Source organism: Sedimentisphaera cyanobacteriorum (assembly GCF_001997385.1).
Lineage (GTDB): Bacteria > Planctomycetota > Phycisphaerae > Sedimentisphaerales > Sedimentisphaeraceae > Sedimentisphaera > Sedimentisphaera cyanobacteriorum.
This window is the reverse complement of sequence record NZ_CP019633.1, coordinates 2,542,097-2,565,850: the sequence shown is the minus strand read 5'-3', so window position 1 is coordinate 2,565,850 and position 23,754 is coordinate 2,542,097. Positions and strand designations below refer to the sequence as shown.

Here is a 23,754-nt window from a genome sequence, read left to right as displayed (position 1 = left end):
CCTCTCTCCGAGGCCGGAAAACAGAAACTACTCATCCCCGTACCGGCAGAATCAATTATAACCCACGCCGTAAAATTTTCAAATATGCTGTGCGATTATTATAAGAGAAGCAGATTTTTCAGTTCTTTAGCAGCTTTTTCAGGATTATCAGCCTTTGTTACCGCAGAAGACACAGCTGCGCAGCGTACGCCCGCCTCCCTGAGCTGCGGTATTGAACCGGCATTTATTCCGCCAATAGCAGTGTGATATACCCCGCTTCCCTGTAAATGCTTGACCGCCTCTTTGATGTATGTTAATCCCGAGGGGGTTAAGCCGGGCTTTGTCTGCGTTTGTGCGAACGGGCCTATCCCCACATAATCGGCTCCCTGCTTAATCGCATCTTCGAGCTCGGGGATATTGTGCGTTGTGAGCCCGAGAACCATCGGCCTTGTCGAGATATCCCGAAGAACCTCAGCGGGCACGTCAGCAAGCCCGAGGTGCACCCCGTCTGCACCGCTGGATACAGCGATATCAGGGCGGTCGTTTACTATGCTCACTGCCCCCGCCTCTCTGCACCTGCGGGCAAGAATGCAGGCCAAACGATACACAAAAGCCGCATCCTGATTTTTCGCCCTGAGCTGGATGCAGTCTGCACCGCCTTTGAGGGCGGCTGAGAGCATCTTCTCGAATCCCGTCTCTTCTGCGGCATCAAGCAGAACATACAGACGCACGTTTTCGAATTTCTCTCGTGCATTCAAGGCGCGTGCAATATCCTTCTCGAGCGTATAAGCTTGGAATCTTGCCTTCTCAAACTCCCCCGCAGATTCAGGGCTGATGGTTTGGGCAGTTTCCGCCAGCACCCTGAGCGCCTCGGGGAGTCTTTTCGCAGCTGCGGCGAAAACATCTTCCCCACCGGTTCTTTTCATCTGCCCGAAAACCTCGAGCCCTGCGCCGGGGTCTTTATCGCTTTCCCTTGCTGCAAGCATCTTTTTCGAATCGAGCTGAGCGGCTGCTGAAGAAATCTTATGACGCAGCTGCTTTGCCCTTGCGGCAAGGGGTTTCGAGCAGAGAACGAACCTTGCAAATTCCTCCATTACCCTGCACGCCTCACGTGAGCGGTTGAAGTTTGCATCTATTATTCTGTAAATACTGGTCTGCATATTTTCGCTAAGTTTTATGTATATTTCTCTGGGCAAAGGCCATTATCAGCATAACAACTCCCAGCCCCGCCCAAATAAGAACGATTCCTGAATCGCCGGAGCGGTCTGTATGGGAGATTATATTTTTTGTGAGATTTTTGCCCATCATTATAAAAACAACAAGCACAGCAAGAGGAATTATCCCAGCTCCGAAGGATGCAAGAACGTGGCTGCTGCGCATAATTACTCCGAAAGCGGCGCCTGTTATCGTAATGAAAAGGCAGGCAATCCCGAATACGAGGCGGTAGTTTATCTCTATAGCCACCTCACCTGCTGTTTCGTCTATCCTCTGGTTGAGCTCTTCTTTGAGCATTTTAACATCTATGGAAGGGTTTACCAGTCCGGAATCAAGAGCAGCTGAGAGGCTGTCTTGACTGCTGTATATCTCTTCGATTACAGAGGGAGTTTCCAGATGCCGGAACGTTCTTGATTCTACTGCCTGAGAGGATGTCCCTTCGGCGGGGGAAACGCTTTTCAGCGAGAAATTCCAGTAATCCTCGGGGCTGCTCCCTGCGGCATAGAGCTCGGCTGATTCTGCCTTCCAGCGGTTCTGAGGAACTTCCGCGCCTTTGGAATACTCCAGCACTTCCACGCCTTCTGCCTCAAGCGACAAATCCGAATCCAGCCGGCAGCTTTCAGCTCTAAACAGCAGCCTCTCGCTGATTCCTTCAAGTTCTATCCAGCTGTCATCCTCAGCCGACTCTGCTGTCTTCTGTGCTAACAGCTCAGTGGAAATCCTCTCGATAAGCTGGTCTGCCTTTTCCCGAACCGGCCCGAATAGAACTGGTTTTTTCTCTATCTCCCTGAGCATACTGAGCTTCTTGAACCTGATGTTATCTACAATCAGAGACCCCACTTTTGTTGTAAGCGGGAGCTTTGCGCAGTAGGAGTAGCCCGATTTATCCGCCTGAAACAACTCATAGGCGGTTACGGAAATCTCATTGCCCTTATCTGTTTTGCTGAAATTCACCTTCGCAAGAGAGCTTGTTATTAGTGAATCTGCCGAGCCGTCCTGCACCCTGAGAATGTTTACGCCTGAGAGGATATTTTTCTCCTCGTCCACCTTGTCTGCTATGATGAATGTTTTGGAGTCTTTATCCTCAATCTCATACATCCCCTTGCGTTTTATGCTCCTGAATACGATCTGCTTGATGTTTGCCTTTACGTTCACCTCGGCTTTGTGTATGTAATGGGGGACAACGTAAAAATTCAGCAGAAGGTTCAGAGCCATAACAAACAGCCCAAGATACACTGCCGGGAGCATTATTGATGTTGTGCTGATTCCGCCCGCACGGCAGGCGTTGTATTCATTCTGGCCGGCAAAACGTCCGTATGTAACCGCAGCGGCGAACACCGCACCCACCGGCAGAACAAAAGCCAGCGTTACGGGGATGAAGTATATGATAAGACGCACAGCCTGCGCAGGGCTTACGCCGTATTCCCTCGCAGGCGCAATAAGGCCTCCAAGGCTCAAAATCAGCGTAAGAGCGGCTGTGGCGAGCAGGAAAGATTTTACCAAATCTTTCAGCAGGTATCTGTGTATTATTTTATTCACGTCTGTTCCTGTGTCTTCTTGTAAACTATGGCTGTATTTTAAGTTTCAGAATATTAACATCAAGAAACATATTTCAATCTCGGAATTTAACTTTCATTTGCTGTTTTATTTAGGGCGAAAAAATCTTTTCCAACGGGATTTACAGGATTATTGGGGAGGGTAATTTTTTTGAACCACGCAGCGCGCGAAGCCCTCGAAGATTTTTTATAAATTTTTTGCAATGCTTTACAATCTTAAATACAACCAGCGGTAATCTGTGGATAAAAAATTTCGCTGCGGGCTCGCAAAATCATCTATCCGCTTGTTGCGTCCGCCGCAGGCGGAGAAATAATTGGATAAAAACCATTGCAAATAAGCAGAAGGAAAAAGTAATAAGGCATAGAAATAGAGGACAGCTGCCTATTTTTAATAATAGAAAGCTTCCGAGAAAGGGTTTGTAGTGCCTGCGCAAAAAATTGAGTCCTTTATTGACAAGGACTTATGAAAATTTACCGCCGAAGTCAGGAAAAAAACACATTTTCCGCATCAGAATAAAATTATGTATTGCGCAGCAACTTAGCTGCCGGCAGAGAGCCCCCCATTTATGTGCCTGTACCCCTCCAAATGTAAATGCAATTTACAATAACGGAGGAAGATGTTGTTATATTATATAAAAACTCTGTGTAATCTGTTGATTAAATATTTCCCCTGCGTCTGTGCGGACAGACTCGGCTTTAAAAAGCTTTGCCAAAAATATTCTCGCACACTCTGCGGTTTAGCCTGCGATGAAATATTGACAAACTAATCTGAAGCTTTAATTTGAAACCAGTAAGCTAATTGATTATACTTAACATACAGGGGAAAGCCAAAATTGGCAACTACTAGCAACTGGGATGCAGAACAATATTGTAACTGTCCCCCATTTCCAGACGAATTTTCTTCTATTCATTTTTGTCCCTTTTGATCTGGTCAAAAGCTTTGGTGATAAAATCGAGCATTATCGGCATTGCATTTTTTTGAGTTTTCCGGCTCTGATAAAAGAAGCCGTGTCCCAGGCCTTCGAAAAGTTCGATTTGTACATGGGAGCCATTTTGCTTTAAGGCTTTTGCAAACCTGATGGCCTGTTGACAATCTATGGTAGTGTCAGCGGTTCCATGCATAAGCAAAACGCGGGGAGGTTTTTGGTGGATGTTATAAATTGCGGAGGCGTTTTTTTTGTCTTTGAGGGTTTCTATGCCGTAATTTTCACATGTTTTGCCGAATCTGCCCTGGCCTATGTCAACCAGATCATAGAGGCCGCAAAGTCCCACGTAAACTTTGATGTCGGGATTTTTCTGGGCAAATGTGGAGGAAAGCTGCGCGCCGGCCGAACCCCCTGCCATTGCGATTCTGTTTTTATCGAAACCATAGGTTTGGGCATTATGTTTTACCCATCTGAGAGCGTCGGCGATATCGGAGGTTGCCCTATCGAACTGGCCTGTTTCAATCTTTTTGGCGTGGCGATCATTTTTCCAGTCGTAGAGTCTGTAGTCGATACTGACTACTGAGATACCCTTTTGGGCAAGTTCAAGAGCTTTTTGTTTTTCACCTGTGCGTGAGCCCGCAACCCATCCGCCGCCGTGAACCCAGATTATGACGGGTCGTTTAGTTTGTTTTTTGCCTTTTGGCCAATAGATGTCTGCGGCAAGTTCGAGTGAGCCGATCTTTTTGTAGATAACAGTATCAAGGCAGACGTTGTCATTTAAAACCTGAACGCCTTCAATAACCGGCTGATATTTTAATTTGCGGCCAGGTTTTGAGTAAACCGGGGTCATTAAAAAAAGGATTGTTATCAGCAAGAGAGTTTTATTGATAATGCCCATGTGATTCCTTCAAAAAACTAAAGTTGTATATGCATATTAAATTTCACAAACATCTCATAGAAGAGCAAAATACAAGATGTTTCTTTAAAATCAGCGGGGTATGAGTTACACTAATTTTTCAGTCTAATTAAACAAATTAAGAGTAACCCATGACACCCGCCAAACATCAATATATAATTCTTAAGCAAATATGCAAACATTTTACCGCTCATCTTGTCTCAAAATTGTCTCACTCTTTCAAAATAGGGGACAGCATTTACGGACAGAGCCAGCGGTTCGCTGCTTAATAATGCAGCGTCGTACAGCGGTGTTCGCCGTGGCGGACCCGCTAGGATAGCGAAACGTGAAGAGCCGGCAGTAAGCGAAAAATCTTTTCGAAAAGAATGCCAGCGGGCGACTTGCGTCGCGCCGCTGTAAAAACAGGGGACAGTTACCTATTTTTAATACTTAGAATAAAATCTGAAGCGCAACTTTTTTCATCGCTCCAGAGCACTTCATTTGGTGTCCGATATTTTAAACATTTCCTTGATCGATTATTGATTAAGGCGACAACTTTGTCAAGTTCCTTATCACTAACTTTCTTAAAATCAGTTCCCTTAGGGAAGAACTGACGAAGCAGGCCGTTTGTGTTTTCATTAGTTCCACGCTGATAAGAACTGTATGGATCAGCAAAGTAGCAGCATAGGCCGACTGTTTTTTCCATCTCTTTAAACTGGGCAAACTCCTTGCCATTGTCAACTGTCATCGTTTGACGCTTGGACTTTGGTATCTTCCTGAACAACCTTCGGGTGGTTTCATTCATGCTCTGGGCACTCTTATCTTTCATCCTGCCAGAGAGCAGATAGCGGCTTGCACGCTCGACAAGTGTCGCAATAAATGAACCGTGTCCTTTACCGCTGACGCTGTCACCCTCCCAATCGCCGAAGCGATTACGCTTGTCAACAACCTCCGGACGCTCACTGATCGAACGTTTGTTCGGTATCCGGCCACGCTTGTCATTACTGCCGTGCTTCTTTCGTCGTTTGCGACGGCCTTGACGCAAAAACTTGTAAAAAACACCGCCGTCAACCTTGTCTCGTTTAACCCAACTATATATGGTCAAAGGGCTTACACGCATTTGGGCATTATCTGGATAGTCGATTTCAAGACGGCCTGCTATCTGTTCAGGCGAGTGATATTGCTCGAGTTTACTGCATACTCGACGACGAAGACGGCCATTCTGTTCAAGCCGATATGGCTGCTTGGATGCGGCCCTGCGTTTGCTGTAATATCGCTGGGCCAGGTGGGGCTTATAATCATGGGTTGAGGACATGTTTCGATTCAACTCACGGCTGATAGTGCCCTTGCTCCTGCCGAGATATATGGCGATTTCCAGTAAATTTTTTCCTTCAGATCGCATTTTTAGAATGCTTTCTCGCTCATTAATGTTAAGATGTCTATAGCCCATTGCGGTTCCTTAAATAGAGTACTTTTTCGTCAAAAAAACATTCTATCGAAAACAACCGTAATGGGTGCTCTTTTTTACTTTTTAAAAGCAATCGCCATCGCTATAATAGATTATCTTGTTGCAGGGGATAGGGCAATGCTGGAGAGCAACCCGAGCACCGCAACAATCTATACTGGATAGAGGCGGCTTAACCGCCGCCCTTATTCTTTATCTATTCAGGCAGCTAAAAGCGATAAACTCCAGCCCGCCACGCGGGCTGATTAAATTAGCGAAGCGTTGCGCTTCAAATTAAAATCTAAGTTTCTTTATATTTGCTCGCTTCAAACTTATAATCAAACTCGCCTTCTCAATCCTTTCCTTATTTCGGGGAATCGTAAGAGTTACACACTTACGGCAGCTGCCCGCCTGATGTTTGAGTTTGCCGAGCCTTTGCATAAAAACATCTCGGCTGCGGCATTTCTTTAACTTCTCCAGTCCTTCTAAGTAATTACGGAGCTTTCTTTTACGCATAGCCCGTTCTTTAGCCATTCTCTCTTTGCTTCGAGCAAGAATATAGCATTCGTCATCTTTGGCTATATGCTTTATGCGAACGATTCCATTTACATCAAACCAGCTTTTCACAGAAAGCTCTTCTTGGAATTCATCCAGCAGCTTACGGGGCGTTCCGACAAGATAATCAATCCCGTTATCACGCATATACTCCAGCACAGCTTCTGTTGGAATACCTCTGTCCATCAGCCATAACCTGCCTGCCTTGCCGTATTTCGACTCTATCTTGTTTAACAAGGGTTTAAGCGTTGTTCTCTCTGAGGTGTTGCCGGCGAGTATCTCATAATTGATCGGAAATCCCTCAGGGGTAACTACCAAAGCGATAAGAATCTGCCTGCAATCGCCTCTGCGGTCTTTGCTGTGGCCGAATTTTGCCTTGGGATTGCTTTTGCATAATCCCTCAAAATAAGTACTGGTTATATCGTAAAGCAGAATGTCATATTCCAGATTGAACATCATCTGCCATGTGTCTTTCAAATAAGAACAAAGCTCTTCTTTATACGGCAATATCCTGTCCAGACAACGGTAAAGCCGGTTTTTTTCGGCAACATCAAATTCACAGCCCAGCAATACATCCATTGCGGTCTGAGTGAACCAGTGCCGGTGGACATAAAACTCCGCTCCGGGCTTGATAAGACGGTTTACTGTCAGCAATTTTACAACTTTTCCTGACTTCGGCGGTAAATTTTCATAAGTCCTTGTCAATAAAGGACTCGATTTTTTGCGCAGGCACTACAAACCCTATTTCGGAAGGTTTTTCGGCGGGTGAAATTACATTTTGTAAGGCGTTGTATTGGTGCTGAGATTAACTGTTTTATAGAGTTTTCTTGCGTCCTCGTTAATCTTTGATGGCAGGGCATATCTGCACTCTGTTTTCTTATCCCAGAGTATGCTCAGCTGCACGTGGTTGAGCGAATTTACAATCCTCGCCACAGACATCGGCTCAAATCTCAGCCGAACCCTGTAGGCCAGATTTCTCGCGCAGGTTAGAGCGATAAAGCATATCAGTATATGGGCTTTGATTCGTTTCGGCGTCCAGTGGTATATCGGCCGTATCTTCAGATCGTGCTTGCTTATCCTGAAGCACTCTTCAATCAGCCAGAGCTGCCTGTAATGATCTACTACAGCCGAATCATCCATATCCTTAACATTCGTTATAACACCGTGAAGACCATCAAAATTCGCAGCCTCTTCATATTTCTCTTCATCTATCCGGCAATCTATATCGCCGGTAACACGCATAAACTTCTTGTAGCCGTAGTTGCTTATAAGTGATTTGGGGTTGCTGCTCTTTTCAAGCTTCTCCTGGAGCTTTCTTATAGCTTCATCCCTGTCGTGCTTATTCTTTTTAGCGAGTTTATCGCTGTAGGTAACAATAAGCCTTGTATCTTTGCCGTAATCAAAGCTTCTAAGCGGGGCATTGGATTCTGTAACCTTTGCTTTCCATTTATCAGTGAGGCTTTTAAGCCTCGCTGCCACAATATACTCAACTCCCTGCTTTTCAAGGTAATCAAGATTAGCCTTGCTAAGCATTGCGCTGTCTGCGGTGAAGATAACACGCTTGAGGTTGTATTTCTCTTTGATCTTAGGGATTACAGTATGCAGCGTATGCCCTTCATACTGATTGCCGGGGAATACCTCATAACCTACTGGAAGCCCTTCTGATGTGGACAGAAGACCAAGGACAACCTGCGGCTGATTGAACTTCATATCCTTGCTGTAGCCGTTCTTTTTGAGCTCATCTTCTGTAAATGATTCAAAATAAAGCGTGGTGCAGTCGTAGAAAAGAAGACTTATCTCTTCGCCGAGAAGGCCTTTAGCAGCACTGTGAGCACAGTTTTGAGCCTTGCTGATAATATCATCTGTGATATTATCCATCATACGGTAAACGCTGTCTAAAGAAAGGTTAATGCCGAAGTCTTTGGAGAGATCCTGAACGCTGCTGCGTTTGCTCACTGGGTTTGCAAGCCTTGCCATTGTGATATGACGAAGGTTTTTGCCTGCAGACTCTTTGCGTCTATCGAAAAGATTGTTAAAGCCAAGCTCATTGTAGATGCTGCCGAATACCTCATGGATGCCTGTAGTTATGCGTGCCTGTTCCCTGAGATTCTTTAGATTGACCCGCAAAGGCTTATCATCAATGTTTTTGCGGGCAACTATTGCAGCTTCTGCAAGATGCTCAGGCTTGAAAAGTGCCGGCGTTTTCTCGGCCTCAAGCTTGGCCTTCTCGAATTCGGCAAAATCCTTGAGCCGCTTAAGCTCTTCTTCTGTGAAGGCTGTGCCGAGATGACGAACTATACGCTGACGAGGCTGGTTCTTCTCGTTGCGATAACTCTCTACAATCTGTACCGACTGCTTCGGACTGTTTTTTGATGTCTTTACTCGTATAAACATAAATGCAGATTATACGAAATCAAAACATTGTGTCAAAAAAAATAAAAAATTAGGCACTACGAGCGAACCGAACTTAACAAACCCTCATAACAGCCTCAAAACGCACTTTTTGCAGAGTTTTCCACAATCATACCGCCGAAGTCAGGAGTTTGCCGAGCCTTTGCATAAAAACATCTCGGCTGCGGCATTTCTTTAACTTCTCCAGTCCTTCTAAGTAATTACGGAGCTTTCTTTTACGCATAGCCCGTTCTTTAGCCATTCTCTCTTTGCTTCGAGCAAGAATATAGCATTCGTCATCTTTGGCTATATGCTTTATGCGAACGATTCCATTTACATCAAACCAGCTTTTCACAGAAAGCTCTTCTTGGAATTCATCCAGCAGCTTACGGGGCGTTCCGACAAGATAATCAATCCCGTTATCACGCATATACTCCAGCACAGCTTCTGTTGGAATACCTCTGTCCATCAGCCATAACCTGCCTGCCTTGCCGTATTTCGACTCTATCTTGTTTAACAAGGGTTTAAGCGTTGTTCTCTCTGAGGTGTTGCCGGCGAGTATCTCATAATTGATCGGAAATCCCTCAGGGGTAACTACCAAAGCGATAAGAATCTGCCTGCAATCGCCTCTGCGGTCTTTGCTGTGGCCGAATTTTGCCTTGGGATTGCTTTTGCATAATCCCTCAAAATAAGTACTGGTTATATCGTAAAGCAGAATGTCATATTCCAGATTGAACATCATCTGCCATGTGTCTTTCAAATAAGAACAAAGCTCTTCTTTATACGGCAATATCCTGTCCAGACAACGGTAAAGCCGGTTTTTTTCGGCAACATCAAATTCACAGCCCAGCAATACATCCATTGCGGTCTGAGTGAACCAGTGCCGGTGGACATAAAACTCCGCTCCGGGCTTGATAAGACGGTTTACTGTCAGCAATTTTACAACTTTGGAATAGTCAACCGGCGATTTGGCAGTGTCTATCCTCTCCGACCAGAAGGTGTCTAATCCCAGCATATCCCATATCTCGCAGCCGAGCCAGCAGTCCCCGAATGTTCTGGGGTTGTTAAGCTTCATCTTTGAGAGCTTTACCGGAATCGTATCTATGTCGTGATGTGTGTGATTGTCCTGATCAAAAGCGAATAATGACTTGCGGACAGGCTTGTTGTCCTCGTTGATTATCTCAATGGATCTCTGCCAAGACTTCTTCTGAGAATCAGAGATTTCACCAAGATACAGCACCATCTTCTCAACATAACGCCCGCGAGAAACCTTACGCTTCTCCGCTATGCTGTAATAGGAATTGATCTTACCATTCTTCTTTCGCTTGTGCTTCTTCAAGTACATAACAATATTATTGCTGATGAAAAATCACTTGCAATAGGGCAGGTCTGTACCAGAGACTAAAGAGACTTTTAAACGCCGATTACAACGCAGAATCAAAGAAAAAATTTTGATTTTTCACGATTTTGAACGCTAAGTGAGAAATCGGGGCTAGTGGGTCCGCCGCGGCGGACTCCGCTGTAGTACGGGGGATGTTAAACATTGAGCCTGTCCGCCGCAGGCGGAGAGGTTATCGGAGAAATGCAGATAAATGTTCGTTTCGTGAAATCGCAGCGAAGTTTATTATCCACAGATGGCACAAATGGCACAGATAATTTTGTGACTGTAAGAGCTTGCTGTAAAACAATTTATAATAATCCTTCGCGTCCTTCATGGTGAAACAGGACATACAATACGAGACGGTTTCAAGAGATTTCCCGATGTGCCTGTGAGCGTGGAGGAGATCGAGAAGCTCAAAAACGATGTTAACGTAATGAAAACCGCAATTTAAAAGCCAGGGCCTACTGTTCAAAACGCAGGTCTATATTCTCGTATCTGCCTTTTAGGTTTGGATGAGATTCAAAGATTGTATATAGCACAGCGAGTTTTTTCTTCTCGGGCATCTCGAAATACGCCTCGGCATCTCCCGGCGCAGCTCCCCAGAAGATATCCAGTTCTTCCTTTGTTTTGATCACGATTTGGGGGATTGAGGAATCTGTGATCCCGTAGTTCTCAACGTCTATGCTTTCAACCTGCTTCAGGAATTTGCGTGATCTGGATTTGTCCATCGCCCTGAACAGCTGGGTTAGCTTAACAGAAGCCTTGATCTGCTCGTGAAAAAGCGGCTCGCCCGGCGAAGGCGCAGATGCAAGCACCACACCCGAAACCTCCGGCACGCTCAAGCTGTCAATAGGGATATAATCCAGCACCGTCATATCCTCAGAGATATAGTATTTAGCGGATTTGTGCCTTAAAAGCACAGCGGGCTTTCGGTAGTCCGCATCTATTGTGAGCCGGTTTATCGAGGTCTGAACCCGAACATTTTTCAGCCAGGGAAACTTAGACTTGAGGTTCTTCGCAACGAGCTTTGCGGTTCCCGGGCTCGCAGTAAGCTTTTCAAGGCCGATATAGCCCTGCTCCACGATCCTCCTTTTAAGCGAAGCGTTAATCCAGTTTGGATAGCCCCGCAGAACCATACTTATCTCCCTTTCAGACTCTCTTATAATCTCCTGCTTTATGTGATTTTCAGCATTAAGGATTCCCCAGACGGACGCATAAACCGCACCGATTATAAGAATTAAACCCGGAAGCCGAAATAAGGCTCTCCAATAAGATCTTCTGGCAGATTTTTTAGGAGATTTATTCTTTGAGGCTGTTCTCTTTGTTTTTCCTGCCATTATTCTCACCTCGAAAGGGCAGACTGAATAATCTCTGAACAAAGCTGAGGCTGGCTTATTCCGATATGCTCAGCGGCTGCGGGAAGCAGTGAATGGCTTGTAAATCCAGGTATGGTATTCACCTCGATAAGAAGCGGTTTGCCGCTGTCTATCATAAAATCCACACGAGCCAGATCCCTGCATTCAAGCAGGTTGAAGGCCTTTTCAGATATCTGCTGCATCTGCTCTTCCAGCTGTTTATCAGCAGCTCCAAAGAGGAAGCCTGTGTTATCGGAGATGTATTTTGCGTTGTAGTCGTAGAAGCCTGTTTGAGGCTGAATCTTTATTGAAGGCAGTATATTCGCAGCTGCTATGCCTACGGTGAATTCCTTGCCCTGAATGTAAGACTCGATCAGGGATTTGCCGTATTTTTCGGCGGTTTTCTTTGCACTTCTCACCGCTGCCTGACTGCCCACACGTATCTCCACTCCGACACTGCTGCCCTCGCAGGCCGGCTTCACTACGAACCTCTCGCTTTTGCCCCTTATCATCTCTTCGGCTTTGTCCCAGTCGCTGTCTTCATCAACAGAAATACCGAAAGGGCATTCTATTCCGCTTTCCATTAGCTTAAGGCGGGTTATATCTTTATCGAAGCAGTTTTGCGAGCTTAAAGACCCGCTGCCTGTAAATTTTGCGTTTCTATTTTCGAGGATCTTCTGTATCTGTCCGTCTTCCCCCCACGTTCCGTGGAGCATAATAAAGAAAAGACCGTATTCCCCGATTGCCTTCTCTATCGTTTCGGGAGAAACATCGATAAGCTCGGCATTGTACCCAGCTTTTTTTATTGCGCTAAGTGCATTTTGCCCGCTCTCAAGCGATACTTCCCTTTCGCTTCCTATTCCGCCGGCCAATACAGCAATTTTTTTGCTAAAATCCATTATTAAATCGCTTCAGTTTCCTGCAAATCACTATTTTTTGATGCCTTAATCCTGTGGAAGCTCCATATCAAACCGCCCACTACTACAATCGTTACAAAAGCGAGTATGATATATGAAACAGTTGTCAAAGAATCCGGTATTTCTGCCTTTGCCTTCTCATCAAGCAGAAGTTCGGAAAGGTAAGTAAGTATTACAGAGAGGCATGCGCTTATGCTCATAACGCTCATAACCCCCGATGCGCCCGCTTGGATGTTGGGCAGTTTTCTAAGCTCGCCCAAGCAGCTTATATTCTTCTCAGCCTGAAACGCATCCACCGCAGCGGATATTATAAGCAGGTATGCAAGGAACATCACAAGCTTCTGACCAAGTATTACCGAATCGGGGCGGGTGGTATTGTGTATCGTCAATCCAAACGCAGCAATCGAAAGTGCAAATATTACGCACGAGGAAGAAAAGTGCCTTCTGATTTTTTTGCGGTTTGCCATATCGTTGAGCTTGAGATGGGGTATATTCGGCACTCGATCCTGTATTCTGGTTTTTGCCAGCGTAGCAAGGCCGGCCAGCAGGAAGCCCAAAGCGGTTACAGCGGTAGTAACGAGCACATTAATGTTATACCCGCCTTCTGGATTTTTGATAGGGGTGCCCGCTGTTGACTTGTCGAATATGTTCCAGAAGAAAAGTGTTCCGAGGATTATCGGAATAACAATCCTTATGCTCAAATCCCACCACTTGCCCAGAGGCCATTCACTGCAGGAGTTGCTGTGTTTCCTGAGGTAGTCGAGCCGGTAAAACCAGCCTATTGCAAGGCATTCCAGCAGGCCGAGAAAGGCGGCGCCGAACGTACCGTTTACAATTCCGTCTATCTCGCCTACCCAGTTAAGCCCGCCTTGCGTGGCGAAAACAGAGCTCACAAAAATCCCTGCAACTGTCATTACCACAAGAACCTTCCCGCGTGAGAAGCCGGTTTTATCAACGATGCTCGCAAGCAGGGTTTCTGTTATAGAAAATGCCGAATCTATACCAAGCGTTACAAGGGCGAGGAAGAAGAAAAAGCTGAACCAAGCCGAGAACGGCAGCTGGGCGAGAGTATAGGGGAAGGCGATAAATGCAAGCGAAACCCCTTTATCGGCCACCTGATCCACAGGCACTGCATTGCCCGCCTGAGCGGTAACGTAAGACATCCCGCCGAGCGTTGCGAATATCGCAATACCAGCGATGAAGCTTGTCGCAAAGTCTGTGAGTGTTATTATTCCCGCATTGTTGTTCAAATCGCTTTTCCTGTGCAGGAAGCTGGAATATGCAATCATAGTCCCCCAGCCAAGGCTCATAGAGAAAAACACCTGGCCGAAGGCGTATCGCCATGTTATCGGTTTTGCAAGTTCCGAGAAGTCCGGAGAGCTGCGCACACCGCCGCACGCCTTGCGAGTTATCGGTTTTGCAAGTTCCGAGAAGTCCGGAGAGAGGTAGTATGCAAGGCCTTCGGTGCTCCCGTCGAGCGTAAGCCCGCGAACGGTTAGGATTATCAGCATAATCCAAGGTATAGGAACTGTGAGCCATACAATCTTGCCCACAAGATTAACTCCCTTGAAAATACAAAGATACATTAGTATCCATACTATGATTACAGGCCCGAGAACCTTGAGCTCAAGCCCGCCGAGGCTGAAGCTGTCCTGATAGTTGAGGTATTTATCGAAGAAAAAGCCCTTTGCCTGATTGATCCCCTGAATTCCTTCCGCCGCCCAGGGCAGCTCGCCTCCGTTGAATATACCCTGAATGCTGTAGCCGAGGTATGTAAGGCAGTAGCCGAGGATTACCGGATAATAGCAGATGATCAGGATGCACATAAAGCTGCCGAGCCATCCAATCCCCTCAAACGGCTTCACGCAGCGCCGCATTGCATTTGGAGCAGCTCTCTGGGTGTAGTGGCCGAGGCTGAATTCGAGAATAATTAAAGGCAGGCCAACGGCAAACAGCGCGATGATGTACGGGATCAGGAATGCCCCGCCTCCGTAACTGTATATCTTGTACGGGAAAGCCCAAAGGTTGCCCAGCCCTACAGCCGAGCCCACGGCAGCCAGAATAAACCCGCCGCGAGAGCCCCAGTTCTCTCTTTTTTCAAGAAGATCAGTCATAAACTATGTACCTTAAAAATTCAAGATTGCAAAATCAATGCGAAGAACCGGAAATCAGCGGGTGAGTTTATTTTTTCTTTTTGGCCCTTTTTTCCCCACTCTTTTCCTCTTCTGAATCGTTTTCTGAGGAGCTGCTGCTTTCTTCCTCTCCAATAGGCTGTTTTGTCTGCGCATCTACTACTTCGGATTTAGGAGGCGCAGAGAGGTCTATAGAGAGTTTTTTAGGAACGTTTGCATTAACAATCTTCCTAATCTCATCAAGCGGGACTACTGGCAGCTGTGTATTGGCAATCATCCTGTTGAAGCCCAGCAGCGTTTCCAAACATTCATTCGGCTGATGACTGGGATAATTGCTCGCAAAGAGCAGCTTGCTGATTGCTTCGCCCTCAAAAAATCTTACAAGAAGGGTATATGTCTGATACCATTTAGAAGGGTTTACTGGCAATGAGGAATAAACGTTTTTATTCTTTGCAAGAACTGCCACAGTCTCGCTTTGAAACGGGACGCCGCAGTTGCTGATGATGATTTTCATATCGGGGAAATTTCTTGCTATCTCGTCTATGAGATAAGGCCTGCCATACTCCAGTATGTCGGTGGGGTCGAGCTGTTCGGGCATATAGAAGTATATAGGCATCGAATTCTCGTTTGCATATTCGTAAAAACGCATTGCCTGCGAATCTGCCGGATGGAAGCCGTGCTTGGAGCAGTACAGAGCAAAACCCTTGATGCCCCATTTCTCCGTTACTTCCTGCGGGCACTGCTGGCCTTCTTTTACCAGCGGATTGACAACACCAAAACCTATTGCCTTTGTATTTTTGTTCAGAAAATCTCCAAGCACCTCATTGGCATTGGGGTCCATGGCCAGCTTCGGCGATGCCAAAACCAGATAGTTATCGAGCCGTTCAGTAGCTTCATTAAATTCTGCAAGCTCTATCGGGCTCAGACGGCCTGTAAGATTGATCTGGCAGTCTGTTATCATACTAAAACTCTACCAAAAAATTAAAGCGGTTATCGCATAACCCAGCTTTTATCAACAAATTCCAGCTTCTGCGCCGCCCGTTTTCTCGGGTCTCCGGGCAGAAGATACTCTAAACAGAGAGTTTTCTGGAGAATAAACTTCCTGTCCTCTCCGTTCTCTTGCTGGATATTTACAACTTCGGTCTCGTTGCTCAAACCTGCAAAAAACAGCTTTATATTCTTCGCTTTTTTATCAAAGTCTTTCCAAACTGCAAGCAGGTCTATCTTGTTATCGTCGCCTTGGAGGATCTTATCCTTAGTTTCGTCAAGGGTCTGCAGGAACGGATACCTCCCCTGATTGATCAGCTTAATCTTCTCATATACGGGCTTTGTTATCCCTGTATCAGAAGGATAAAGCTTCCAAGTGTTTGTCATAAGCTCAAAATCCGGATAGAAATCAACATCCTCACCAGTTTTGTTGGTGAGAGTGAGAACTATATACCAGTATCTCTGAGTCTGCTCACCGGTTTTAAGCGTAATCTGCCTTGGCATATTGAACTCAACGTCAAGAGTCCAGATGCCGGGCTTAGGCGCACGGCTCGGCTCCGGAGCGGCAAATGCCGCTGCTGTTAAAGCTGCTGCAAATAGTATTAAAGCTTTTTTCATAATTAGTATTCCTAAAATCAGGACATCTTTCAAGCTGAATTAGCATACATTCAGCTGTAAATGGTAATAAAAATTTGCGTTAAGGTAAAGTCTTTTGTGAGTTTCCCTGCAAACCTTTATTGAGAAAATTTTGCTTATTCCCCGGCAAACAAAAGCAGTTAATCAAAATTATTACCCGCAAGGTTTCCCTTCAGGCATCTGAATTTTATTACTGAATAGGCTATTATCCAGCTCAGAGAGATTCCTGCAAGCCGAAAAACTAAGAGAGCTGGGGGCTGAATATTCTCTTCAAGACCGCTGATAATCACCACAAACATTATAATCAGCGGAAATATAAACGTCGTAATTTTTGATTTTCTTCCCCATACAGCACATGCGCAGGATGAGAGAGGAGTTATAAAGAATAAAAGCCACACTTTCTGAAAGCAGGGCGGGGCAAACTGAAATTTATCGCTTACTATACCCAAATCCGGCGCAGGCATATACGGAGCCGCTGCCTTGGCAACCAGCCCTGCTAATAAAAACACGCAGGCTGTAAGCATCATATAGGCAAGCAGGAAAGCCAATGAAGCGTTCAATTTATCTTTTCTGCTCGAGGTTAGAGCCATAGATGGATTAAGCGGGAGCTCCCACATCCCAGCCCACATGGCAGGCAATGCGAAAAATACTCCCCAGTGTACTGCCCCTGCCGAGAACGGATTCGATTCAACAGAAGGCATAAAACCGAGTATGTAGCCGAAAAGCAGCAGCACCAGAAACGGAGCAAACAAGAACTGCTTCCAGTTTAAAAGAAATTTGTCCAGCATAATATATATATAATCTGCTGATGTTTTGGCAGAGCTTCCTTTGAGTTTCTTGTTTACAGAAAGAAACAGCTTCTCAGCAAAGCAGGGCGATACGGCTGTATTTCGTTTCTCTGCCATGTTTGCAGTTTTTAATTTTAACATAGCAAAATTCGAATTCCAGCCGGACAAAGTGCTTACAGCATCCTCTTTCCCGCAGATTTCTCTTCTTGAAGCGGGATTATTTATATTAGATGCCAGATAGGCCGATACTGCCGCAATCACCAGTCCCGAACAGACCGGGAAACCGGTTAAAACAGCGTTTACAAATCTCGAGCCGAATATAATTAATAAAGCGGCTGCAAAAGGCAGTACGCGCAAGGTGATGCTGGTTTTAAGCGGGTCTGTCTTAAAGCCTATAAGTGCGGCATATAAATATACAAATATGCACAGCAGGATATTAACGGCGAAGTAAAAAGGATTTGCAAAAGGACTGCCCGCTCGCGTGAAACCTGCAAAGAAAAACAGCAGCAGCATTGCTGCAAGCATCACAATCCCAAACCCCGCTATTGCCTTAATCGGCATATTCCTCTGTCCGGGCAGGCAGAAAGTAAGCGGGGCGGAAACTATATCCTTCTGTACCGCCCCGGCAAGAACACCAAAAAACAGCGGTATAATCAGAAAGAGGAAAGATTCTTCGATATGCCCTGTGATGCTCATTGCAGCCGCTGGAACCTGGCATAAAGTAATGAAATACCAGAAGTATGCCATAGGCCTTTTATAATAGATGCTCAGATTTGCCGATAGAGGTTTCATAATACATACTCCGCCTTTCCCGCTATTACCTTGTATATCTCTTCCAGAGGCAGAGGGATTATCTCAGCGTCGATTTTTTCTTCAGAGAGGATTTTTTCAGCCTCCGCCCTGCTTATATCCTGAAGGACGAGCGATGTCTTTGTCCCGTCCGAGCGATGGTGGGCAATCTTCCCTGAAAGAAGCAGGTTAGTTAAATCAGCCCCTGCACCGTTCTCTACGACAGCCTTGAATATATTCTCTTTGAGCTTGTCAAAATCGCAGTCTTTGAGGATTCTGCCCTTATCCATAATTACTGCACGGTCTATTACCTTCTCTATATCTGAGAGTATGTGCGATGAGATAATGATGGTTTTCTCCCCGTCATTCTGCAAAAGCTCAAGGAGAAGATCGAGAAATCTGCTCCTTGCAAGCGGATCGAGAGCGCTTGCCGGCTCGTCGAGAATCAAGAGCTCCGGATTATGGCAGATTGCTGCGAGGATGGCTGTCTGCTGCCTCTTTCCCGGGGACAGCTTTCCTACTACCGCCTTCGGCTCCAGATCGAACCATTCAATGAATTTCTCTTCCAAATTCTCATCCCAGTTTTGGTAGTGCGAGCGAACGTACCTCAGCAGCTGCCTTATGCTCATCCAGTTTAGAAGCCTGCCCTCCTGATGGACATAGCCGATTCGTGAAAGCGTTTGCGGGGAAAGCTCGCAGCTTTGTTCGCCGAACACCTGCGAGGTGCCTGCATCTGGCAGATAAAGCCCGATCATATTTCGCAGAAGCGTGCTTTTTCCGCAGCCGTTTGCTCCCATAAGCCCGATGATAGAGCCCCTCCCGGCCGAGAAGCTTATATCTTTAAGAGCCTTTAGCTTCCCGAAGCTTTTACTGAGCCCGCTTACTTGAATGATATTATTCATCGTTCTCTCCTTTTGAATAACTTTCGTATAAATTCTGAACAATTCTGGCGAGCTCTGCTTTAGAGATACCGAAAGACCTTGCTCGGGATACAGTGCTCTTCAGGCTGTCTTTGATTATCTGTTCGCCGTTTTCTTCCCTGAGCTCTTCAGACTGAGGGTTTACAAACATCCCGACGCCGCGTCTTCTCTCGAAGAAACCTTCCATCTCAAGATTTGAGTATGCCTTGCTAACGGTCATTGGATTTACGCGAAGCTGAGCGGAAAGCTCACGTACGCTCGGCATCTGCTCGCCCGCAGTAAGCGTCCCTGAAAGGATGAGGTTCTTTATCTCGCCTGTTATCTGCCGGTATATCGGAATGCCTGAATGAGTGTCTATATTTATTATCATTATCAAAACCTTTGTATTACTGTATTAAGTATATAATACACTAATGCGCTGCTGGTTCAACAGAAATTTTATTATTTTTCATAATCAAAATTTTAATCTGAAGCGCAACTTTTTTCATCGCTCCAGAGCACTTCATTTGGTGTCCGATATTTTAAACATTTCCTTGATCGATTATTGATTAAGGCGACAACTTTGTCAAGTTCCTTATCACTAACTTTCTTAAAATCAGTTCCCTTAGGGAAGAACTGACGAAGCAGGCCGTTTGTGTTTTCATTAGTTCCACGCTGATAAGAACTGTATGGATCAGCAAAGTAGCAGCATAGGCCGACTGTTTTTTCCATCTCTTTAAACTGGGCAAACTCCTTGCCATTGTCAACTGTCATCGTTTGACGCTTGGACTTTGGTATCTTCCTGAACAACCTTCGGGTGGTTTCATTCATGCTCTGGGCACTCTTATCTTTCATCCTGCCAGAGAGCAGATAGCGGCTTGCACGCTCGACAAGTGTTGCAATAAATGAACCGTGTCCTTTACCGCTGACGCTGTCACCCTCCCAATCGCCGAAGCGATTACGCTTGTCAACAACCTCCGGACGCTCACTGATCGAACGTTTGTTCGGTATCCGGCCACGCTTGTCATTACTGCCGTGCTTCTTTCGTCGTTTGCGACGGCCTTGACGCAAAAACTTGTAAAAAACACCGCCGTCAACCTTGTCTCGTTTAACCCAACTATATATTGTCAAAGGGCTTACACGCATTTGAATGTCATCTGGATAGTCTATCTCAATGCGGCCTGATATTTGTTCAGGGGACAGATATTTTTTGAGTTTACCAATCACATACCGCCTCAGCCGTCCGTTTTCTTCAAGGTGATAAGGCTGTTTGGATTCAGCCCTACGCCTGCGATAATACCGCTGCGCCAGATGAGGCTTATACTCGCCTGTTGAGCTGATATTACGCGACAGTTCCCTGCTGATCGTACCTTTATTACGACCAATCAGTTTGGCAATATCCGTCATATTTTTTCGTTCTGAACGCATTTTTAATATGCTTTCCCGTTCATCAATGGTAAGATGTCCATAGCCCATTACGATTCCTTAAATAGAGTTCTTTTTTTGTCAAAAAACACTCTATCGGAAACACCCGTAATGGGCACTATATTTTCTTTTCAAAAGTCATCGCTGCCGCTATAATAGCTTGCGTTATCACAGAGGACAGGGCAATGCTGGAGAGCAACCCGAGCACCGCAACAATCTATACTGGATAGAGGCGGCTTAACCGCCGCCCTTATTCTTTATCTATTCAGGCAGCTAAAAGCGATAAACTCCAGCCCGCCACGCGGGCTGATTAAATTAGCGAAGCGTTGCGCTTCAAATTAAAATCTAAGCCATCATTAAAACCAATCCTAAGATTAAATATCACCGTCAATTTATTCGTGCAGTCCATGGCTTGCATACTGGTAAGGCAGGTTCCAGATGCTCTGTTGATTATTTTACTCTCAATTATGATACGTTGATTGAAGATGCGTTATTTTTGGAAAAAATCCCTGTTGCAGATGGTTTCAATGGAGGAGTAACAGGGTGGTGGGACATGAGAGCGTACAATTCTGATGAAGCGGCAGCAAAAGTTTTTAAGGTACATGGTTCTGTGGATTGGTGTCTTTTAGATGATGATATATTACCAAGGAGGATACGACATAGCATCAAAGAGGAAATTGATAACGAACCTGTGCTGATTTGGCCTGCAGCTACAAAATATATAGAATCACAACGCGATCCTTTTGCTCAGATATTGACTAAGATGCGAGAGACTCTAAGACCACAACAAAATGAGGTTATCCTAACTATAATCGGATACTCATTTGGAGACGCTCATATAAATGATGAATTAAATAGAGCTTTACTTGAAGCCGATGGCCGCTTAACAATTATTGTGTGTACTGAAATGGAAAAACCAGAACAAATATGGGGTGATTAGCATGTTGAGGATCGGCTTAAAGAACATGTTCGCATATACGCACGGCGAGGTTTTTTCCACTCAAACGAAATCATCGACTCTAAAGAGGATTTGCCGTGGTGGAAATTTGAAGTTATAGGCAGGCTTCTGGGAGGTGAAAGATGAATTCTCGAAGCAAAAATCCAGGGGAACCAATTGAAAATCTTATTAACGTCCCAAAGTTTGTGGGTTCTGTACTTTTATAGTCTTTAGAGCAAGCATTACATTGTCCAATAACCTCAGTTTTTCGTGCCAGTATTTTTCTCATTGATTTTCTGAAGTAAATCTTTTAATGATAATTCTGGCCATCTTTGCCGCTCCTTCTTCGCTCCAGCCAAATGCGATGCGTTTAAGGCGTCGACCAAGCTCTCGCATCATCCGTTCTATCATGCTGGAAACCCGCGGAGTTACAATACCTGTCTCCAGCCAGCGGCGAGCATAGCTGAACATATTTTTAGCTGAACGGTTCAGGTAATCGGCTGCTATTTTATATTCCTTCTCCAGCAGTTTGCCTATCAGCTTACGAAGATCACTTTCGGCACTATTGACAGCATCTTGCAAATCTTTCTTGTCATCATCACAGACCTTTTCAAAATCTTCCTCGGGAATTTCAATACCAATTACGGCATTCAATTCTTTCTGCTTTTGCTTACGTTCAAGTTTGCCGGCATCATACTTCCACATCGTATAATTCAGATCCCGAACCAGGTGCCAATGGCTTCTTTGGCTATCATTGCAAAGTTTGGCCAGACTCTTAACCAGACCTGTTTCGCCCTCGCTTACAAGCATATCGGCAACAAGCTCTTTGTTCTTACGTTCGCCCTTGACCAGCGAGGATATCTCGTCCCAGCTTTTACCGCTGAATGCCCCTAAAGGCACCACAGAACTACTTCTGGTGACTCCTAAGGCAACTCTGAGCTCACCGCGATTACTTATGCGTTTGTCCTTATCGGGCCGACGCTTAAAGCCGGTGCCGTCAGCAAAAAGAAGACTGAATGTATCTGTGCCGGTATCAATCTGATCGCAGTCGGTCTGTACAACCCAGCGATGGGCAGTGCTCTTTGGAACAGGTATGCTGCCGATAGATTCAAGATGAGTGCTGCTTCGGCGATAACTTTGTTCGCTTACAATTTCTGTAACCAGCTTTTCCAACTCCAATGTCTTTGACTGGTAGGGTGCAAGGCCTAAAAAATCTCTCAAAGGAGTTATTGTCTTGCCGCATTTAACGCACTTTAAGCGACGCCAGCTAATCTTGACTGTGCCGACAGAAGTCCTGAACTGGCGAAGAGACCTATCATGATATTCAAACCGCTCATTGCAGCAGCATGATTGGCCGGTATTATCCGATTTACCTTGAACAATGTTCATACATATTCGCTCATCAATCAACTGAAGAATCAGGCTTACAAAACCTGCCATAGCCTCAGTTTCAAATAACTCTTTGGTCCTGAAAACCAATTCATCTAAAGAAAATCCATTTTCTGATGTGGCACTTATCAGTTCTAATGATATAATGTTCTGCATGGCTTGAGACTCCTGTGATAAAAGTATTATCTTATCTATAACACTATATCACTTCTCAAGCCTTTTGCAATTTATCCACAAACTTTGGGACGGTATCTAAAAATTGTATTTTTTTGGGCGATAAGCCCCTTGCAGACGCTTATTTGTGCGATTTGAACAAATTTTAAAGGGATTTTGATCAATTTTAATTTGCTTTTACTGTTTCGTTATGGTAAGTTAAGTAACAGAAGTTTCTGTACTGCCTCTGTTAGTATTGCAAAAGGTATTTATAATGCAGTGTTTGTTCAGTATTCTTGTTGAGTGTTTATTTACAGCCAGCCCAAAACCAGCTGCGTATAAGGGAACTGCCCGCAGCGAAGAGAATGTGCGCAATCTGAAATTATTTTACCTTCCCGCCCTTTACTTCATCGTAAACGAAACATATATTCTCTGCGGGAAAAGACTGACAAACTTAGCCCGAAATCGCCTCTTACCGCCCTTCAAATCTGACTGCCGGCTAAGCAAGATAAATGCAAACTCCAGCAGATCAGCGGAGGCCGCCCTGAAATCGGGACAAACCTTTAACTCCTCGAAAATGCTCACTTCTTACTGCTTGAAGAGGGTGGATGGGTGAAAGCGGCATACTGGAATGGATGCATTTTCCAGACTCCTGCCGCCAAAAATGGTGAGAGACCTGAAAATGATTACGGCAAAACCGGCACCGGCTCGAGCTGTAAAAAACTCGCCCTCACAGAGCACATCTGCAGCCTAGCCCGCTTAAAAACAGCTCCCAAGCAGCTCAGCTCTGCCTCCATTATGACTGGCAGGGTATTTAAGCAAAAAGAAAACAATTCGTTCCAAAGCGATTACAGCTTTGCAAGCTGTTGCCGGCAGAAGTGCGGCTATTCCTGCAAAAACAAGCAAAGGGTGCCGCCTTAATCTGCAAAAAACGCAAAGCGTAATGCGGTTTTACCACGAAGGGCGATAAGCCGCGAAGATTTATTGTTAGTTTTCAGTAATCAG

19 protein-coding genes and 1 pseudogene are annotated in these 23,754 nt (G+C 45.3%); 2 read left to right on the top strand and 18 right to left on the bottom strand.

Annotated elements, in window-relative coordinates; translation table 11 throughout:
• Positions 1-98: 98 nt before the first annotated feature.
• The 16 genes from thiE to L21SP3_RS10245 all read right to left on the bottom strand — a co-directional run bounded on the left by thiE (position 99) and on the right by L21SP3_RS10245 (position 20,321).
• Positions 99-1,139: a thiamine phosphate synthase gene (gene thiE / locus L21SP3_RS10320; RefSeq protein ID WP_123785186.1), complete on the bottom strand. Its 1,041-nt coding sequence runs from the start codon at positions 1,137-1,139 to the stop codon at positions 99-101.
• Between the two features lie 7 nt (positions 1,140-1,146).
• The gene (locus L21SP3_RS10315) at positions 1,147-2,733 is read right to left on the bottom strand and encodes an LptF/LptG family permease (RefSeq protein WP_077541230.1); all 1,587 of its coding nucleotides are present in this window, start codon (positions 2,731-2,733) and stop codon (positions 1,147-1,149) included.
• A 920-nt stretch (positions 2,734-3,653) separates the two neighbouring features.
• The gene (locus L21SP3_RS10310; protein WP_161488172.1) at positions 3,654-4,526 is read right to left on the bottom strand and encodes an alpha/beta hydrolase; all 873 of its coding nucleotides are present in this window, start codon (positions 4,524-4,526) and stop codon (positions 3,654-3,656) included.
• A 478-nt stretch (positions 4,527-5,004) separates the two neighbouring features.
• Positions 5,005-6,021 (bottom strand): IS30 family transposase, encoded by a 1,017-nt coding sequence (locus L21SP3_RS10305; protein WP_077541228.1) that lies wholly within the window; start codon positions 6,019-6,021, stop codon positions 5,005-5,007.
• Positions 6,022-6,309: 288 nt separating this feature from the next.
• Positions 6,310-7,275, bottom strand: coding sequence for an IS1634 family transposase (locus L21SP3_RS10300; protein WP_227806768.1), 966 nt, complete (start codon positions 7,273-7,275; stop codon positions 6,310-6,312).
• Between the two features lie 66 nt (positions 7,276-7,341).
• Positions 7,342-8,964 carry an IS1634 family transposase gene (locus L21SP3_RS10295; protein ID WP_077541224.1) on the bottom strand — a complete coding sequence of 541 codons (1,623 nt, stop codon included), beginning with the start codon at positions 8,962-8,964 and terminating at the stop codon, positions 7,342-7,344.
• A 127-nt stretch (positions 8,965-9,091) separates the two neighbouring features.
• The gene (locus L21SP3_RS10290; protein ID WP_077541222.1) at positions 9,092-10,306 is read right to left on the bottom strand and encodes an IS1634 family transposase; all 1,215 of its coding nucleotides are present in this window, start codon (positions 10,304-10,306) and stop codon (positions 9,092-9,094) included.
• Between the two features lie 497 nt (positions 10,307-10,803).
• Positions 10,804-11,679, bottom strand: coding sequence for a cell division protein FtsQ/DivIB (locus L21SP3_RS10285; RefSeq protein ID WP_123785185.1), 876 nt, complete (start codon positions 11,677-11,679; stop codon positions 10,804-10,806).
• Between the two features lie 5 nt (positions 11,680-11,684).
• Entirely contained in the window at positions 11,685-12,596 is a 912-nt protein-coding gene (locus L21SP3_RS10280; protein WP_077541218.1) for a D-alanine--D-alanine ligase family protein, read from the bottom strand.
• Between the two features lie 2 nt (positions 12,597-12,598).
• The gene (locus tag L21SP3_RS10275) at positions 12,599-14,728 is read right to left on the bottom strand and encodes a sodium-dependent transporter (RefSeq protein ID WP_077541216.1); all 2,130 of its coding nucleotides are present in this window, start codon (positions 14,726-14,728) and stop codon (positions 12,599-12,601) included.
• Between the two features lie 67 nt (positions 14,729-14,795).
• Positions 14,796-15,707, bottom strand: a complete 912-nt coding sequence (locus L21SP3_RS10270) for an amidohydrolase family protein (RefSeq protein ID WP_077541215.1) — start codon at positions 15,705-15,707, stop codon at positions 14,796-14,798.
• Positions 15,708-15,736: 29 nt separating this feature from the next.
• Positions 15,737-16,351, bottom strand: a complete 615-nt coding sequence (locus L21SP3_RS10265) for a hypothetical protein (protein WP_077541213.1) — start codon at positions 16,349-16,351, stop codon at positions 15,737-15,739.
• A gap of 158 nt (positions 16,352-16,509) precedes the next feature.
• A complete protein-coding gene (locus L21SP3_RS10260) occupies positions 16,510-17,949 on the bottom strand; it encodes a hypothetical protein (protein WP_077541212.1) in 1,440 nt (479 codons plus the stop codon).
• On the bottom strand, positions 17,946-18,848 hold the full coding sequence (locus L21SP3_RS10255; RefSeq protein WP_077541210.1) for an ABC transporter ATP-binding protein: 903 nt from the start codon (positions 18,846-18,848) through the stop codon (positions 17,946-17,948). The genes L21SP3_RS10260 and L21SP3_RS10255 overlap by 4 nt, the downstream gene beginning before the upstream one ends.
• A complete protein-coding gene (locus L21SP3_RS10250) occupies positions 18,841-19,236 on the bottom strand; it encodes a GntR family transcriptional regulator (protein ID WP_077541208.1) in 396 nt (131 codons plus the stop codon). The genes L21SP3_RS10255 and L21SP3_RS10250 overlap by 8 nt, the downstream gene beginning before the upstream one ends.
• Before the next feature lie 92 nt (positions 19,237-19,328).
• A complete protein-coding gene (locus L21SP3_RS10245; RefSeq protein WP_077541206.1) occupies positions 19,329-20,321 on the bottom strand; it encodes an IS30 family transposase in 993 nt (330 codons plus the stop codon).
• A gap of 361 nt (positions 20,322-20,682) precedes the next feature.
• On the opposite strand from L21SP3_RS10245, the gene L21SP3_RS10240 reads away from it, so the two are divergent.
• A complete protein-coding gene (locus L21SP3_RS10240; protein ID WP_161488177.1) occupies positions 20,683-21,210 on the top strand; it encodes an SIR2 family protein in 528 nt (175 codons plus the stop codon).
• Positions 21,211-21,396: 186 nt separating this feature from the next.
• Here the strand turns inward: L21SP3_RS10240 and L21SP3_RS10235 are convergent.
• Both L21SP3_RS10235 and L21SP3_RS11915 read right to left on the bottom strand, forming a co-directional pair.
• Positions 21,397-22,752: pseudogene (locus tag L21SP3_RS10235) on the bottom strand (ISH6 family transposase).
• A gap of 399 nt (positions 22,753-23,151) precedes the next feature.
• The gene (locus L21SP3_RS11915; protein WP_123785184.1) at positions 23,152-23,334 is read right to left on the bottom strand and encodes a hypothetical protein; all 183 of its coding nucleotides are present in this window, start codon (positions 23,332-23,334) and stop codon (positions 23,152-23,154) included.
• 27 nt (positions 23,335-23,361) lie between these two features.
• Between L21SP3_RS11915 and L21SP3_RS10225 the strand changes: the two genes are divergently transcribed.
• The gene (locus L21SP3_RS10225; RefSeq protein WP_077541198.1) at positions 23,362-23,670 is read left to right on the top strand and encodes a hypothetical protein; all 309 of its coding nucleotides are present in this window, start codon (positions 23,362-23,364) and stop codon (positions 23,668-23,670) included.
• Positions 23,671-23,754: the final 84 nt, after the last annotated feature.

Bases quoted from the DNA above. Each gene is read 5' to 3' on its own strand.
- L21SP3_RS10260 (WP_077541212.1), bottom strand. From the start codon at position 17,949: ATGAAACCTCTATCGGCAAATCTGAGCATCTATTATAAAAGGCCTATG.
- L21SP3_RS10270 (WP_077541215.1), bottom strand. From the start codon at position 15,707: ATGATAACAGACTGCCAGATCAATCTTACAGGCCGTCTGAGCCCGATA.
- L21SP3_RS10285 (WP_123785185.1), bottom strand. From the start codon at position 11,679: ATGGCAGGAAAAACAAAGAGAACAGCCTCAAAGAATAAATCTCCTAAA.
- thiE (WP_123785186.1), bottom strand. From the start codon at position 1,139: ATGCAGACCAGTATTTACAGAATAATAGATGCAAACTTCAACCGCTCA.
- L21SP3_RS10245 (WP_077541206.1), bottom strand. From the start codon at position 20,321: ATGGGCTATGGACATCTTACCATTGATGAACGGGAAAGCATATTAAAA.
- L21SP3_RS10265 (WP_077541213.1), bottom strand. From the start codon at position 16,351: ATGAAAAAAGCTTTAATACTATTTGCAGCAGCTTTAACAGCAGCGGCA.
- L21SP3_RS10255 (WP_077541210.1), bottom strand. From the start codon at position 18,848: ATGAATAATATCATTCAAGTAAGCGGGCTCAGTAAAAGCTTCGGGAAG.
- L21SP3_RS10305 (WP_077541228.1), bottom strand. From the start codon at position 6,021: ATGGGCTATAGACATCTTAACATTAATGAGCGAGAAAGCATTCTAAAA.
- L21SP3_RS10275 (WP_077541216.1), bottom strand. From the start codon at position 14,728: ATGACTGATCTTCTTGAAAAAAGAGAGAACTGGGGCTCTCGCGGCGGG.
- L21SP3_RS10295 (WP_077541224.1), bottom strand. From the start codon at position 8,964: ATGTTTATACGAGTAAAGACATCAAAAAACAGTCCGAAGCAGTCGGTA.
- L21SP3_RS10280 (WP_077541218.1), bottom strand. From the start codon at position 12,596: ATGGATTTTAGCAAAAAAATTGCTGTATTGGCCGGCGGAATAGGAAGC.
- L21SP3_RS10310 (WP_161488172.1), bottom strand. From the start codon at position 4,526: ATGACCCCGGTTTACTCAAAACCTGGCCGCAAATTAAAATATCAGCCG.
- L21SP3_RS10290 (WP_077541222.1), bottom strand. From the start codon at position 10,306: ATGTACTTGAAGAAGCACAAGCGAAAGAAGAATGGTAAGATCAATTCC.
- L21SP3_RS10250 (WP_077541208.1), bottom strand. From the start codon at position 19,236: ATGATAATAAATATAGACACTCATTCAGGCATTCCGATATACCGGCAG.